Consider the following 13,912-nt stretch of genomic DNA (forward strand, 5'->3'; position numbering starts at 1 on the left):
TCGTCAGCAGCAGAGAAGCGAGATTATGCAGTGTTTCGTTTAACTCGTCAACTCATCCGTTTTTGCAGTGTGCACATTTGTTTGAACCATTTGTGCGCTGCAGAAGCAGGACGCGAACTATAGCAAAGCCACACGCAGTCTGCAACGCTTGCCCGTATGCTATCTTTGCCGCTTTTATCACTTCCGGAGCCAGCATGCGCCTGCCTTCCATCGCTGCCGTCGCGAATCCCGAACTCGCCGTTCAACTCGACGCGGCGATCAATAACAAGACCAAGCCATTCGGCAGCCTCGGCACACTGGAACAGCTGGCAAAGCAGCTCGGCCTGATTCAGCAGACCACCGCCATCTCGATCGGCCAGCCCGCCATCGTCGTGTTTGCAGGCGATCATGGCGTAGTCGCCGAAGGCATCTCCGCCTTCCCGCAGGACGTCACCTGGCAGATGGTCGAGAACTTCCTCGCGAATGGCGCGGCCATCAATGTATTCGCACGCCAGAACGGCGCCGCGCTCCATGTGGTCGATGCGGGTGTCAACCACGATTTCGGTCCGCGTCCTGGCCTGGTCGACCGCAAGCTTGCCCGCGGCACCCGCAACTTCGCGCTCGAACCGGCGATGACGGCGCAGCAGTGCGCCACCGCGATGGAGCATGGCGCCGCATTCGTCGCCGGCCTGCCTGGCAACGTGGTCGGCTTCGGGGAGATGGGCATCGGGAACACGACCGCCGCCGCGGCGCTGATGCACAAGCTCGCCGGCATTCCGGTCGCGGACTGCGTCGGCGCCGGCACCGGCCTGTCGCCACAGGGTGTGCTGCGCAAACAGCGCGTGATCGAAGCGGCGGTCGAACGCCACGCCGGCGTGACCGAGCCGCTCGACGTGCTCGCCACCTTCGGCGGTTTCGAGATCGCGATGATGGCTGGTGCCATGCTGCAGGCTGCCGCGCTGCGCAAGACCCTGCTGATCGATGGCTTCATCGTCACCTCCGCCCTCCTCGTCGCCAGCCGCATCGCACCCGCCATCCTCGATTACTGCGTGTTCGCGCACTGCTCCGACGAAGCCGGCCACCGCCGCATGCTGGAGCAGCTCGGCGCGCGGCCGCTGCTGCAACTGGGCATGCGCCTCGGCGAAGGCACCGGCGCCGCGCTCGCACTGCCGCTGCTGCATGCGGCCGCCAACTTCCTTAACGAGATGGCGACCTTTTCGTCGGCCAGCGTCAGCGAAAAATCCGCCGCCGCATAACAGGACCAAGATGCAACAGGTCCGCCTCTTCTTCATCGCGCTGCAGTTCTTCACGCGCCTGCCGATCCCCTCCTGGGTCGGATTCGAAGCCAGCTGGCTGCAGCATGCCTCGCGCTACTTTCCGTTGGTCGGCTGCGTGGTCGCGGCGGTCGCCGCCGCGGTTTACTTCGCGGCCGCGCTGGTGCTGCCGGCGCCAGTGGCCGCCGTGCTCTCGACCGCCGCCTCGATCTACCTGACCGGCGCCTTCCATGAAGACGGCTTCGCCGACACCTGCGACGGCCTGGGCGGGGGCATGACGCGGGAGCGCGCGCTCGAGATCATGAAGGACTCGCGTGTCGGCGCCTATGGCGCGATCGGCATCGTCTGCATGCTGGCGACCAAGCTGACGGCGCTGGCGATGCTGCCGCCACATGCAGCCGTCGGCGCGCTGTTCCTGGCCCACCCGCTGTCGCGCCTGGCCGCGGCCTCGCTGATCTGGAAGCTGGATTACGTGCGCGGCGAAGGCAAGGCCAAGCCGCTTGCCCAGCAGATGACGAGTGCCGAATTCGCGATCGCCGCCCTCACCGCACTCTTGCCGGCGCCGGTCCTGCTCGCGGCCGGCTGGCTCGCGCCCGATGCCGTGCTGGCGGCGCTGCTGGCGGCCCTGCTTGCCGCGGTGTGGCTCGGACGCAAGCTGCAACGGCGCCTCGGCGGCTATACCGGCGACTGCCTGGGCGCCGTGCAGCAGCTGGCCGAGGCCCTCGTCTACGTCGGCGTGCTGGCCACGCTGGGCCATGGCGCCTGGATCTGAACCGCGAAACCGCACCGTGAAGCTGCACCTGGTCCGCCATCCACAGCCCGAGATCGACCAGTGCCTGTGCTACGGCGCCAGCGACGTCGCCGTCGCGGAACATGAGCTCGCGCGCGTGCACGCGCACCTGCGCGCGGCCGGCCTGCCCGGCGATCTTCCTGTCTACGCCAGCCCGCTGCAGCGCTGCGCCGGCCTCGCCCGGCGCCTGGCCCCGTCCGCGCTGGCCCTCGATGCGCGCCTGGCCGAGATGGATTTCGGCCGCTGGGAGCTGCGCGCCTGGAATGCCATCCCGCGCGCGGAGGTCGACGCCTGGGCCGCCGACCTGCTCCGGTATCGCCCCGGCGGCGCCGAATGCGTGCTCGACGTCGCGCGCCGCGTCGCCGCCTTCATCGCGGATCTGCGCCAGGCCGGCCATGCGGAAGCGCTGCTCATCTGCCACGCCGGCACCATTCGCCTGCTGGGCGCCATGCGCGACGGCCTCCCGCTCGAAGAAGCCGCGCTGAACGCTGCTCGTACTCCGCATCGCATCGCCTACGGCCAAATAGCCGAGCTGGAAGTATAATGTCGACGTTTTGGTGCTCGCGCCTGTGTTCTCAGGCGCAGTTAAACGGGAAACACGAAGCTCTTCATCAGGGCCAAGGTGTGCTGCCCCCGCAACGGTAAGCAAGTACCGCACGACGCAACAGCTGAGAAAGTCAGCGTCGATGCGGCAACCGTCTTCTCATACCACTGTGCGATTGCATGGGAAGGTCAGACGGCCATACTTGCCAGCCCGGATACCGGCCAAAAGGTGGAAGCGTCCGGCTTGCCGGCGCTTCTGTTCAATCTGGCCTACGGGGACGTCGGCCGGTTGTCCACGAAAGAAAACATCGCCATGCGCTTTCCCGTTTCACGGCATGCGGCCGCGCCGCTGCTCGCCTTTGCCCTTGCGTCGCCCGCCATACCCGCTTTCGCCGATCCGGCCATCGGGTCCGTGCTCGTCACCGCCACCCGCACGCCGCAGCGCGCCGACGAGGTCATTCCCGACACGTCCGTCATCTCCCGCGAAGAGGTCGCGCGCGCCGGCGCCGGCTCGGTTGCCGACCTGCTGCGCCGCCAGCGCGGCATCGAGATCGCACGCAACGGCGGCCCGGGCGCCAGCACCAGCGTCTACCTGCGCGGGGCCAACAGCAACCAGGTCGTGGTCCTGGTCGACGGCGTGCGCATCGGCTCCTCGACCACCGGCGTGGCCAGCTGGAATGCGATTCCGCTGTCGAGCATCGACCACATCGAAATCGTCTACGGCCCGCTGAGTTCCCTGTACGGCGCCGACGCGATCGGCGGCGTGGTGCAGATCTTCACCAGGAAGAGCGAGGGCGAAGGCATGCCGGCCTTCAGCGCCAGCGCCGGAGGCGGCAGCGATGGCGCCAGCCAGGTTGACGCCGGCGTGCGCGGCGCCACCGGGGGCGCTCACAGCGTCAGCTATGCACTGGGCGGCGCACGCGAAGATGCCGACGGCTTCTCCAGCACCCGTCCGGGCGCGTCGAGCTATAACAGGGACGACGACGGCTACACGCGCAACAGCGTCAACGGACGCGTGGCCGTGCAGCTCGCGCCGGGGCACGAGTTGGGCGGACAATTCTTGAAGAGCCGCCTGCGCGCCCAGTACGACAGCGGCGCTTCCAGCTACGACACCCACAACGAACAGGTCATCGACAGCTACGCCTTGTTCCTGAACGACCGCATCCTTCCCAACTGGCGCAGCAGCCTGCAGGCCGCCCGCTCCAACGACAGGCTGGGCAGCTTCACCGGCACGGCGGCCAGCGGCGCCAGCCAGATCGATACCCGCCAGGACGAGCTCACCTGGCAGAACACGCTCGACATCCACGGCGACACCCTGCAGCTGCTGTTCGGCCACCGCAAGGACCAGGTGATGTCCAGCGCCAGCACTGCCCTGAACCGTTCGCGCATCACCAATTCGGTGGCGGCCGCCTACGACCTGCGGCGCGGCAGCCACCTGCTCGACCTCAGCCTGCGCAGCGACCACTCGGTCTACGGCGCCAGGACCACCGGGGCGGCCGGCTATGGCTACGCGTTCAGCAAGGATTTGCGCGCCACCGCCAGCGTCGGCACCAGCTTCCGCGCCCCGACCTACAACGAGCTGTACTACCCGGGCTACGGCCTGCCCGACAACAAGCCGGAACGGGGCCGCAATCTCGAGGCAGGACTGCGCTACCAGCTGACTGGCGCCGAGCTGCTGGCGACTTATTACCGCAACCGCCTGACCGACATGATCGTGACGGTGAATCCCTGCCCCAGCCGCACCGGCAGCTGTGCCTACAACGTCAACCGCGCCCTGCTCGAAGGCTTGACGATGTCGGCTGAAACCCGGCTGCGCGGCCTGGTGCTCCGCGCCAGCGTCGACCTGCAGGATCCGCGCGACGAGACTACCGGCAAGCAGCTGGCCCGCCGTGCGCGTCGCCACGCCAACCTCTCGGCCGCGTATGCCGTCGACCGCGTCGACCTGGGCGCCGAACTGCAGGCCTCGGGCAGCCGCTTCGACGATGCGGCGAACGCCAATCGCCTGGGTGGCTACGGCCTCCTGAACCTGTACACTACATGGCGGTTCACGCCCGACTGGTCGCTGCTGGTTCGTCTCGACAATTTGTTCGATCAACGCTACGACCTGGCGCGCAACTACGGCACGGCCGGACGCAGCTGGTTCGCCGCGCTACGCTACGGGATCCGTTAATTCACTCTCCGACTCAGCATGCATCCAGTCCACCCATCCGCGCGCCAGCGCTCTACCGCGATCATCGGCACGCTCCTGCTCGCCGCCCTTGCCTGCCTGCTGTTCGCCGGCATCACGGGATCGGTCTCGGTCGCGCTGTCGGAATTGCCGCAGGCGGTAGCGCAGGTGCTGCGCGGCCATCAGGACTCGCTGGCCGCCTCTCTGCTCGCGCTGCGCGCCGGCCGGGCCCTGGCGGCCTTCGTCACCGGCGGCGCACTGGCCCTGGCGGGCGTGATGATGCAAGCCCTGCTGCGCAATCCGCTGGCCGACCCGTATGTGCTGGGGATCTCGGCCGGCGCTTCGGTCGGCGCCCTGTTCGCATTGTTGATGATGTGCGCGGCCGTGGTGGTCGACGGCGCTGCGCTGCTCGGCGCAGTCGCGGTGTCGATGTTGTTATATCTATTGGCGCGGCGCGACATGCGCGGCGGCGTGGCGGCCGAAGGCGGCACCTCGACCTTGCTGCTGACCGGCGTGATCCTGATGTCGGCCTGCATGGCTTTGGTGACGCTGATGCTGTCGATCGCGCCGGAAGGCAGCCTGCGCAACATGGTGTTCTGGATGATCGGCGACCTGGCCGGCGCGCCGCTGCGCGTGCTGCCCTGGATCGTGCTGGGCGGCGCGCTCGCCTTCGCCCTGCGCAACGCGCGCGCGATGAACGTGCTGGCCCTGCATGCCGACACCGCACGCACGCTCGGCATCGAAGTCGGCCGGTTGCGAAAAGGCCTGTTCTTCGTGTCTGGGGTGCTGACCGCCAGCGCGGTGACGAATGCCGGTTCGATCGGCTTCGTCGGCTTGATCGTGCCGCATGCCTGCCGCTTTGCCTTCGGCCCGGACCACCGGGTGCTGATCCCGGCGGCGGTACTGATGGGCGGCAGCTTCCTGGTCCTGTGCGACACCCTGGCCCGCACCGTGATCGCCCCGACCCAGCTGCCGGTGGGCGCGATCACGGCCCTGATCGGCGCGCCGGTCTTCCTGTATCAACTGCACCAGCTGCGCAAATAAGATGATCGCTACCCAGTCACTCACATTGCAGGTCGCCGGACGCACGCTGGTGCGGGATCTCGACTGGACGATCCAGGCCGGCGAATGCTGGAGCATCATCGGCCGCAATGGCGCGGGCAAGAGCACGCTGCTGCGCACCCTGGCCGGGCTGCGCGGCGCGGACGGCGGTACGGTGGAACTCGACGGCAGGAAGCTGGGCGACTGGCCGCTGGAACAGCTGGCCCGCAAGCGCGCCTACCTGGCGCAGTCGCGCACCGACGCCTTCGCCTACAGTGCGATCGATACCGTGCTGTCGGCGCGCCATCCCTACCACGCGAACCGCTACTGGGAAGGCAGCGATGACCACCAGGCGGCGCAGCGGGCGCTGGCCGCGATGGAAGTCGGACATCTGGCGGCGCGCGACGTGCGCACCCTGTCCGGGGGCGAACGCCAGCGCGTCGCGATCGCCGCCCTGCTGGCCCAGGACACGCCCCTGCTGCTGCTGGACGAGCCGGCCAACGCGCTCGACCTGGCCCACCAGGTCAGCGTGATGGGCCTGCTCGCGCGCCTGTGCCGGCGCGAGCGCAAGACGGTGGTCATGATCGGCCACGACCTCAACCTGGCGCACGGCATCTCGACCCATGCCCTGCTGCTGCGCGGCGACGGCGGCTGGCTGGCCGGTCCGGTCGCGCAGGCGATGCAGCCGGCGCTGCTGGGCGACTACCTCGGCCACCCGATCGAGATGATCGAGCACGGCGGCCGCCGCATCTTCATTCCCCGCGAGGACTACCATGAACGACATGACTTCTGAAGACACTGCGGCGCGCAACGAGCGCCACCGCCAGCGCATGGAACGCAAGAAGGCCGTCATCGACGCCAGGATTGCGGCGGCGGACAGGAAGATCGGCATCATCATCGTCAATACCGGCAACGGCAAGGGCAAGAGCTCGAGCGCCTTCGGCATGGCGGTGCGCGCGCTGGGCCACGGCATGAAGGTGGGCGTGGTCCAGTTCATCAAGGGGGCGATGTCGACCGGCGAAGAGCAGTTCCTGCGGCGCTTCCCCGATGAAGTCAGCTTCCATGCGATGGGCGAAGGCTATACCTGGGAGACGCAGGACCGCGAGCGCGACATCGCCAGGGCCACGCAGGCATGGGAACAGGCGCAACGCTTCCTCGCCGATCCGGCCTATGGCCTGGTAGTGCTGGATGAGCTGAACATCGCGCTGAAATACCGCTACCTGGACGTGCATGCGGTGATCGCCGACCTGCTCGAGCGCCCGGCCATGCAGCACGTGGTGGTGACGGGACGCGCGGCGCCTGCGGAACTGATCGAGGTGGCGGACACCGTCACCGAAATGAACGTGGTCAAGCACGCCTTCAAGGCGGGCATTGCGGCGCAAGCCGGCACGGAGTGGTGATGGCACATCCCGGCGCACGCATGCTGCTGGTGGCGGCCACCGCTTCCGGCCAGGGCAAGACCACCGTCACCGCCGCCCTCGCGCGCGGCCTGGTCCGCCAGGGCCAGCGGGTACGCGTATTCAAGTGCGGTCCCGACTTCATCGACCCGCAGCTGCTGGAGCGCGCCTGCGGCTCGACGGTGCACACGCTCGACCTGTGGATGGTCGGCTTGCAGGAATGCCGGCGCCGCCTGGCGCAGGCCGCGCGCGACGCCGACGTGGTGCTGATCGAGGGCGTGATGGGCCTGTACGACGGCAACCCATCCGCCGCCGACCTCTCGCGCGCCTTCGACATTCCGGTGCTGGCCGTGATCGACGCCTCCAGCATGGCGCAGACCGCGGGCGCCGTGGTGCAGGGCCTGCGCGACTACGGCCCGGTGCAGATGGCCGGCGTGGTCGCCAACCGCGTTGCGAGCGAAGGCCATCGCCAGATGGTGGCGGCCTCGCTGCGCGGCATTCCCCTGCTGGCGACGCTGCCCACGCAAGCGCGCCAGCTGCCCGAGCGCCACCTGGGCCTGGTGCTGCCGGGAGAGGTCGACGACATCGATGCGATCCTGGACGAGCTGGCCGACCAGCTCCACCTGGATACCCAGGCCTGGCAAGCCCTGACGCCGCGCCTGCCCGACCACGTCGATCCGGACCAGCCGATTCCGCCGCTGCTGGCCGGGAAGACGGTGGCGATCGCGCGCGATGCCGCCTTCTGCTTCATCTATCCGGCCAACCTGGACGTGCTGCGCCACCTCGGCGCGCGGCTGTGCTTTTTCTCGCCGCTGGCCGGTGAGCCGGTGCCGGCGGATGCGGACGCGGTCTGGCTGCCGGGCGGCTATCCGGAGCTGCACATGGAAGCGCTGTCGAAGGCGGCGCCCTGGCACGACTCGATCCGCGCCGCGCACGCCGCCGGCCTGCCGATCCTGGCAGAGTGCGGCGGCATGATGGCGGTCGCCGAATCCATTACCGACAACGAAGGCCACTGCTGGCCCATGCCATCCCTGCTGCCGGGACGGATCTTCATGCAGCAGCGCCTGGGCGGGCTCGGTTCGCAGGGAATGCCGACCGCGGCCGGCGAGCTGCGCGGCCATACCTTCCACTACTCGCACATGGACACCGGGCTCACGCCGGTCGGCTACACGGTCAAGCATCCATCCGGCGCCCAGGGCGAGGCGGTGTACCGGCTCGGCTCCCTGACGGCGTCCTACTTCCACGGCTTCTTCGCCTCGAACCCGCTGGCGGTGGCGGGCTTTTTTACGAAAGCAGCGCCGTGAGCCGCACCCTGGTCTTCGGCGGCGCCCGTTCCGGCAAGAGCCTTCTTGCCGAGCGGCTGGCGCGGGAATCCGGCAAGGAGGTGTTCTACCTGGCCACCTCGCATGCGGGAGACGAAGAGATGGCGGCCCGCATCGCCCACCATCGCGAACGCCGCCCTCCCGAGTGGCAGACAGTGGAGGAAGCGACCGCGCTCGCCGCCACCCTGCGCCGGCTGTGCGCGCCGGAGCGCATCGTGCTGGTCGACTGCCTGACCCTGTGGCTCAGCAACCTGATGTTTTCGTCGCAGCGCGATTATCCGGAAGCCGGCGCCATCGCGCTGCCGCCGCTGTTCGCCTGGGAACGCGCGGACCTGCTCGCGTGGCTGGACGAGCCGGCGCCCGGTGACGTCGTGTTCGTGTCGAACGAGGTCGGCATGGGCATCGTGCCGGTCGGTGCGGTCTCGCGCACCTTCGCCGACGAAGCGGGCCGCCTGAACCAGGAGCTGGCAGCGCGCTGCGACCGGGTGCTGTTCGTCGCCGCCGGGTTGCCGCTGGCCTTGAAGGGCAAGCCGTGCTGAGCGGCCTGCCGCCGCTCACACTCGCGCTGTTGCTGGCGTCCGGGATCGCGCTCGACCTGCTGTTGGGTGAGGCACGGCGATGGCATCCGCTGGTCGGCTTCGGCCGGCTGGCGCAATGGCTGGAGCGGCGCCTGAACCTGGGCAGCTGGCGCATCGCGCGCGGCGCCGCCGGCTGGGCGCTGGCGGTACTGCCGCTGACGGCTGCCGCCGCATGGCTGTGCGCCGCCGGCGTGGCCGGGCTGGTGATCCATGTACTGCTGCTCTACCTGTGCCTCGGCCTGCGCAGCCTGCGCGACCATGTCCTTCCCATTTGTACGTCACTGGCGGCCGGCGACCTGCCGCGTGCGCGCTGGCTGACCTCGCGCATCGTCAGCCGCGACACTGCGCAGGCGAGCGAAGCCGAGCTGGCCAGGGCCGGCGCCGAGTCGCTGCTGGAGAACGGCAACGACGCGGTGTTCGGCACCCTGTTCTGGTTCCTGGTCGGCGGCGGCGCCGGCGCCCTGCTGTTCCGGCTGGCGAACACGCTGGATGCGATGTGGGGTTACCGGAATGTACGCTTCAATCTGTTCGGCCGCGTGGCCGCGCGCGTCGACGACCTGTTGAACTACGTACCGGCGCGCCTGACCGCGCTGTCGTACGCGCTGCTGGCGCCAGGCGGCAGGCTGCGCGCGCTGCGCTGCTGGCGTGCGCAGGCGCCGGCGTGGAGCAGTCCCAACGCGGGTCCGGTCATGGCCAGCGGCGCCGGCGCGCTCGGCATCAGCCTGGGCGGCGCCGCGACCTATGACGGCGAAGTCGAATTGCGGCCGGTGCTGGGCGCCGGCCCGGCCGCCACGGCAGGCGACATCCCGCGCGCCTGGCGCCTTGTCTTCCACACGGCCCTGCTGTGGACAGCCATCGCCCTCGGCCTTGGTTCGATCATGTATCTGGCGGGAGTCCGGCATGCTTGAACACGGCGGCAATCTGCGCGAGGCGCAGCGGCGCTACGGCGGAGAAGACTGGATCGACCTGTCGACCGGTATCAACCCGGTCGGTTATCCCGCGCCGCCGGTTCCAGCGGATGCCTGGCACCGTCTACCGGAAGCGGATCCGGCGCTGGTCGATGCTGCTTGCGCCTATTACGGCGCGCCTGCGATGTTGCCGGTCGCCGGGACCCAGGCGGCGATCCAGGCCCTGCCGCGGCTGCGGCCGCCGTCTCGGGTGACGGTCGCCGCGCCCTCGTATGCCGAACACGCCCATCACTGGTCGCAGCATGGCCATACGCTGCGCCAGGTCGGGTATCGGGTGCTGGACGATGCCGTCAAGGACAGCGACGTGGTCGTGGTCTGCAATCCGAACAATCCGACTGGAGCAACCGTCCCGCCCGAGCTGCTGCTGCGCTGGTCCTTCGAGCTGGCGGCGCGCGGCGGCTGGCTGGTGGTCGACGAAGCCTTCGGCGACACGGCGCCCGACTTGAGCGTGGCAGCGCATGCCGGCCAGCCAGGACTGGTCGTGCTGCGCTCGGTAGGCAAGTTCTTCGGCCTGGCCGGGCTGCGGCTGGGCCTCGTGGCGGCCGAGGCGCCCTTGATGGCGGCGCTCGCGGACCTGCTCGGCCCATGGGCGGTCAGCGGGCCGGCCCAGCACATCGCACTGGCGGCGCTGCGCGACACGAGCTGGCAGCGGATGACGCAGGAGCGCCTGGCGCATGACGGCGCGCGGCTGCGCGGCCTGCTCGCCGCCCACGGCATCCAGGCTTCCGGGATGCCGCTGTTTCACTGGTGGCCGGAAGACCGGCCCGAGGATTTTCACGAACACATGGCGCGCCACGCGATCTGGGTGCGCCTGTTCCGCCAGGCGGCGCGCGGCGTCCGCCTCGGCCTGCCGGCCCGGGACCGGGACTGGGCCCGCATCGAACATGCACTTCAAGAATGGACCAAGCGATGAGCACATCGAAAGCACTGATTCTCCTTGCCGCGCTGGCGGCAGCCCAGGCCCAGGCGGCCATCACGGTGAAGGACGACGACGGCAATCCCGTCACCCTGCAGAAGCCCGCCCGGCGCGTGATCTCGCTGGCGCCGCACGTCACCGAAATGCTGTTCGCGGCCGGCGGCGGCAGCCACGTGGTCGGGGTCGTGGCCTACAGCGACTTTCCGGAAGAGGCGAAGAAGCTCCCGCAGATCGGCTCCAACCGCGAAGTCGACCTGGAACGCATCATGGCGCTCAAGCCCGACCTGATCGTCGTCTGGCGGCACGGCAGTTCGGAGCGCCAGATCGAGATGGTGCGCAAGCTCGGGGTGCCGCTGTTCCACAGCGAGCCGCAAAAGCTCGACGATATCCCCGACAGCGTGGCCAGGCTCGGGCAGCTGATGGGCACCGAAGACGTGGCCGGGCCGGCCGCCGCCGATCTGCGCCACCAACTCGCCGGCCTGCGCGCCCGCTATGCGAAGCGCCCGGTGGTGCGCACGTTTTACCAGGTCTGGGACAAGCCGCTGTACACCCTCAACGGCAAGCACATCGTCAGCGACGCCTTGCGCTTGTGCGGCGGCGAGAACATCTTCGCCGGCCTGCCGGTGACGGCGCCGGTGGTCAGCGTCGAGGGCGTCCTGCAGCAGAATCCGGAAGCGATCTTCGCGACGGCCGAAAAGAACTACGGCGGCGTCAGCATGTGGAAGCCCTACGGTACGCTGCTGGCGGTGCGCAACGATAACCTGTTCACCATCGACGGCAACCTGGTCAACCGCTCCGGTCCGCGCATGATCGCCGGCGCCGCCATGCTGTGCGAGAAGCTGGAGCTGGCGCGCCAGCATCGCAGCAAATGACATCCTTCCCCTACCGGACCCTGATGATCCAGGGGACCACCTCCGATGCCGGCAAGAGCACGGTGGTCGCCGCGCTGTGCCGCCTGCTGAAGCGTGCCGGCGTGAAGGTCGCGCCGTTCAAGCCGCAGAACATGGCGCTCAACAGCGCGGTCACGCGAGATGGCGGCGAGATCGGGCGCGCCCAGGCCCTCCAGGCGATCGCCGCCGGCGTCGAACCGCACACGGATTTCAATCCGGTGCTGCTCAAGCCGTCCAGCGATATCGGCGCCCAGGTCATCATCCACGGCCGCGTGCGCGCCGAGATGGACGCGCGCGACTATCACCAGTACAAGACGGTAGCGATGGGCGCGGTACTGGAATCGCATGCGCGATTGCTGGCGCAGTACGAGACCGTCATCGTCGAAGGCGCCGGCAGCCCGGCCGAGATCAACCTGCGCGACCGCGATATCGCCAACATGGGCTTCGCAGAAGCGGTCGACTGCCCGGTCGTGCTGGTGGCCGACATCGACCGCGGTGGCGTATTCGCGCACTTCGTCGGCACCCTCGCCTGCCTGTCGGAGAGCGAGCGCAATCGCATCGTCGGCTTCGTCATCAACCGCTTCCGCGGCGACCTCAAGCTGCTCGAGCCCGGGCTGGAATGGCTCGAGCGCGAAACCGGCAAGCCGGTGCTGGCGGTGCTGCCCTATCTGCACGGGCTTTATCTGGATGCGGAAGATGCGGTGCAGGGGGTAACGCGGCGTGAAGGGAAGTTCCGCGTGGTCGTGCCGAGTTACCCGCGGATGAGCAACCATACCGATTTCGACCCGCTGCGCGCGCATCCGGACGTCGACCTGTGCTTCGTGCGCGAGGGCGAAGCGATACCGGGATGCGACCTGATCGTCCTCGCCGGCAGCAAGAACACGCGTGCCGACCTGGCCTGGCTGAAGCAACAGGGCTGGCAGGACGCGATCCACCGCCATTTGCGCTATGGCGGCAAGGTGATCGGTATCTGCGGCGGCTTCCAGATGCTGGGGCGTTTCGTCGATGACCCGGATGGCGTCGAGGGAACGGCCGGGCGCTCCGAAGCGCTTGGCCTGCTCGACCTGGCGACCACGCTCACCCGCGAAAAGCGCCTGGCGCAGGTCAGCGGGCGTTGCGCCTTCGATCCGGCATCGCACGGCGCGGCCGTGGGCGGATACGAGATCCACATGGGTGTATCGAGCGGGGCAGCGCTGTCCCGGCCCGCATTCGAGATCGACGGCCGCGCGGAAGGCGCATGTTCCAGCGACGGACAGATCCTCGGCAGCTATCTTCACGGGATGTTCGACAATGCATCGGCCTGCGCCGCGCTGCTGCGTTGGGCCGGGCTGCACAGCGAACATGCTGTGGACGCCACCACGCTGCGCGAAGCGAGCCTTGACCGGATCGCGGATGCGAGCGCGTCGCTTTTCGATAGGCTACTGCTATCGTTCCGCTAAAACTTATCGATTTTACCGATAAAATACGAATCGATATCATTCACTGCATGGTAGAGAACGACAGGAGTTTCCATGGCAGTGGCACGCAAAGGCAGTCAAGTCATCATCCATCTGGCGATCGGTTTCGCGATCGCGTATGCGGTAACGGGTTCGGTCGCCCTGGGCGGACTGGCCGTGCTGATCGAGCCGGTGCTGAATGTCCTGCTGGTGCCGTTTCACGAGCTGGCCTGGCATCGCAAGCTGAACGGCGTCACGGGGCAGCGGCGTTACCTGATGCTGACGTTCGAAAAGATCAGCTTGACGGCGATGCACATGGTCGTGGCTTTTACGGTGTTGTATGGTGCGACCGGCTCGGTGGCTTTCGGCGGATTGGCGGCAGTGCTTGAGCCGGTGTGCAATGTGGTGCTGATGCCGCTGCACGATCGGCTGTGGAATAAGCTGCAGCTGGAACGCCAGATGCAGATGGCGTAATTTTACGCCGCCCAGAAAAGCAAAAAGCCCGCTCAATCGAATTGAGCGGGCTCCTGCATCATAATTAGCCTGACGATAACCTACTTTCACACTGGTTGCAGCACTATCATCGGCGCAAAGTCGTTTCACGGTCCTGT

Annotated in this window: 14 protein-coding genes and 1 riboswitch; all 14 genes read left to right on the plus strand. The window is 68.2% G+C overall.

Annotation, left to right across the window (positions count from 1 at the left end):
• The first annotated feature begins 194 nt into the window (after positions 1-194).
• Positions 195-1,235, plus strand: coding sequence for a nicotinate-nucleotide--dimethylbenzimidazole phosphoribosyltransferase (gene cobT / locus AC3A6M_RS24430; RefSeq protein WP_487855290.1), 1,041 nt, complete (start codon positions 195-197; stop codon positions 1,233-1,235).
• 10 nt (positions 1,236-1,245) lie between these two features.
• Positions 1,246-2,025, plus strand: a complete 780-nt coding sequence (locus AC3A6M_RS24435) for an adenosylcobinamide-GDP ribazoletransferase (RefSeq protein ID WP_487855291.1) — start codon at positions 1,246-1,248, stop codon at positions 2,023-2,025.
• Positions 2,026-2,041: 16 nt separating this feature from the next.
• Positions 2,042-2,587: a histidine phosphatase family protein gene (locus tag AC3A6M_RS24440; protein WP_487855292.1), complete on the plus strand. Its 546-nt coding sequence runs from the start codon at positions 2,042-2,044 to the stop codon at positions 2,585-2,587.
• Positions 2,582-2,827, plus strand: a riboswitch (cobalamin riboswitch). (Overlaps the previous gene by 6 nt.)
• Before the next feature lie 72 nt (positions 2,828-2,899).
• Positions 2,900-4,756 (plus strand): TonB-dependent receptor plug domain-containing protein, encoded by a 1,857-nt coding sequence (locus tag AC3A6M_RS24445; protein WP_487855293.1) that lies wholly within the window; start codon positions 2,900-2,902, stop codon positions 4,754-4,756.
• An 18-nt stretch (positions 4,757-4,774) separates the two neighbouring features.
• Complete coding sequence (locus tag AC3A6M_RS24450; RefSeq protein ID WP_487855294.1) at positions 4,775-5,797, plus strand: FecCD family ABC transporter permease; 1,023 nt, start codon at positions 4,775-4,777, stop codon at positions 5,795-5,797.
• Between the two features lies 1 nt (position 5,798).
• Positions 5,799-6,587: an ABC transporter ATP-binding protein gene (locus tag AC3A6M_RS24455; RefSeq protein ID WP_487855295.1), complete on the plus strand. Its 789-nt coding sequence runs from the start codon at positions 5,799-5,801 to the stop codon at positions 6,585-6,587.
• Positions 6,568-7,194 carry a cob(I)yrinic acid a,c-diamide adenosyltransferase gene (gene cobO, locus AC3A6M_RS24460; protein WP_487855296.1) on the plus strand — a complete coding sequence of 209 codons (627 nt, stop codon included), beginning with the start codon at positions 6,568-6,570 and terminating at the stop codon, positions 7,192-7,194. Before AC3A6M_RS24455 ends, cobO begins: the two co-directional genes overlap by 20 nt.
• The gene (locus AC3A6M_RS24465; protein WP_487855297.1) at positions 7,194-8,495 is read left to right on the plus strand and encodes a cobyrinic acid a,c-diamide synthase CobB; all 1,302 of its coding nucleotides are present in this window, start codon (positions 7,194-7,196) and stop codon (positions 8,493-8,495) included. The genes cobO and AC3A6M_RS24465 overlap by 1 nt, the downstream gene beginning before the upstream one ends.
• Positions 8,492-9,052: a bifunctional adenosylcobinamide kinase/adenosylcobinamide-phosphate guanylyltransferase gene (cobU, locus tag AC3A6M_RS24470; protein ID WP_487855298.1), complete on the plus strand. Its 561-nt coding sequence runs from the start codon at positions 8,492-8,494 to the stop codon at positions 9,050-9,052. Before AC3A6M_RS24465 ends, cobU begins: the two co-directional genes overlap by 4 nt.
• A complete protein-coding gene (gene cbiB / locus AC3A6M_RS24475; protein ID WP_487855299.1) occupies positions 9,046-9,999 on the plus strand; it encodes an adenosylcobinamide-phosphate synthase CbiB in 954 nt (317 codons plus the stop codon). The genes cobU and cbiB overlap by 7 nt, the downstream gene beginning before the upstream one ends.
• Complete coding sequence (gene cobD, locus AC3A6M_RS24480; RefSeq protein WP_487855300.1) at positions 9,992-10,972, plus strand: threonine-phosphate decarboxylase CobD; 981 nt, start codon at positions 9,992-9,994, stop codon at positions 10,970-10,972. The genes cbiB and cobD overlap by 8 nt, the downstream gene beginning before the upstream one ends.
• Complete coding sequence (locus AC3A6M_RS24485) at positions 10,969-11,847, plus strand: cobalamin-binding protein (protein ID WP_487855301.1); 879 nt, start codon at positions 10,969-10,971, stop codon at positions 11,845-11,847. The genes cobD and AC3A6M_RS24485 overlap by 4 nt, the downstream gene beginning before the upstream one ends.
• Positions 11,844-13,304 carry a cobyric acid synthase gene (locus tag AC3A6M_RS24490; protein ID WP_487855302.1) on the plus strand — a complete coding sequence of 487 codons (1,461 nt, stop codon included), beginning with the start codon at positions 11,844-11,846 and terminating at the stop codon, positions 13,302-13,304. Before AC3A6M_RS24485 ends, AC3A6M_RS24490 begins: the two co-directional genes overlap by 4 nt.
• A gap of 72 nt (positions 13,305-13,376) precedes the next feature.
• Complete coding sequence (locus AC3A6M_RS24495) at positions 13,377-13,775, plus strand: DUF2061 domain-containing protein (protein WP_487855303.1); 399 nt, start codon at positions 13,377-13,379, stop codon at positions 13,773-13,775.
• Positions 13,776-13,912: the final 137 nt, after the last annotated feature.

This window comes from Telluria sp. Soil_C_11, from assembly GCF_057657395.1.

Bases quoted from the DNA above. Each gene is read 5' to 3' on its own strand.
- cobT (WP_487855290.1), top strand. From the start codon at position 195: ATGCGCCTGCCTTCCATCGCTGCCGTCGCGAATCCCGAACTCGCCGTT.
- AC3A6M_RS24435 (WP_487855291.1), top strand. From the start codon at position 1,246: ATGCAACAGGTCCGCCTCTTCTTCATCGCGCTGCAGTTCTTCACGCGC.
- AC3A6M_RS24445 (WP_487855293.1), top strand. From the start codon at position 2,900: ATGCGCTTTCCCGTTTCACGGCATGCGGCCGCGCCGCTGCTCGCCTTT.
- AC3A6M_RS24450 (WP_487855294.1), top strand. From the start codon at position 4,775: ATGCATCCAGTCCACCCATCCGCGCGCCAGCGCTCTACCGCGATCATC.
- AC3A6M_RS24455 (WP_487855295.1), top strand. From the start codon at position 5,799: ATGATCGCTACCCAGTCACTCACATTGCAGGTCGCCGGACGCACGCTG.
- cobO (WP_487855296.1), top strand. From the start codon at position 6,568: ATGAACGACATGACTTCTGAAGACACTGCGGCGCGCAACGAGCGCCAC.
- AC3A6M_RS24465 (WP_487855297.1), top strand. From the start codon at position 7,194: ATGGCACATCCCGGCGCACGCATGCTGCTGGTGGCGGCCACCGCTTCC.
- cobD (WP_487855300.1), top strand. From the start codon at position 9,992: ATGCTTGAACACGGCGGCAATCTGCGCGAGGCGCAGCGGCGCTACGGC.
- AC3A6M_RS24485 (WP_487855301.1), top strand. From the start codon at position 10,969: ATGAGCACATCGAAAGCACTGATTCTCCTTGCCGCGCTGGCGGCAGCC.
- AC3A6M_RS24490 (WP_487855302.1), top strand. From the start codon at position 11,844: ATGACATCCTTCCCCTACCGGACCCTGATGATCCAGGGGACCACCTCC.
- AC3A6M_RS24495 (WP_487855303.1), top strand. From the start codon at position 13,377: ATGGCAGTGGCACGCAAAGGCAGTCAAGTCATCATCCATCTGGCGATC.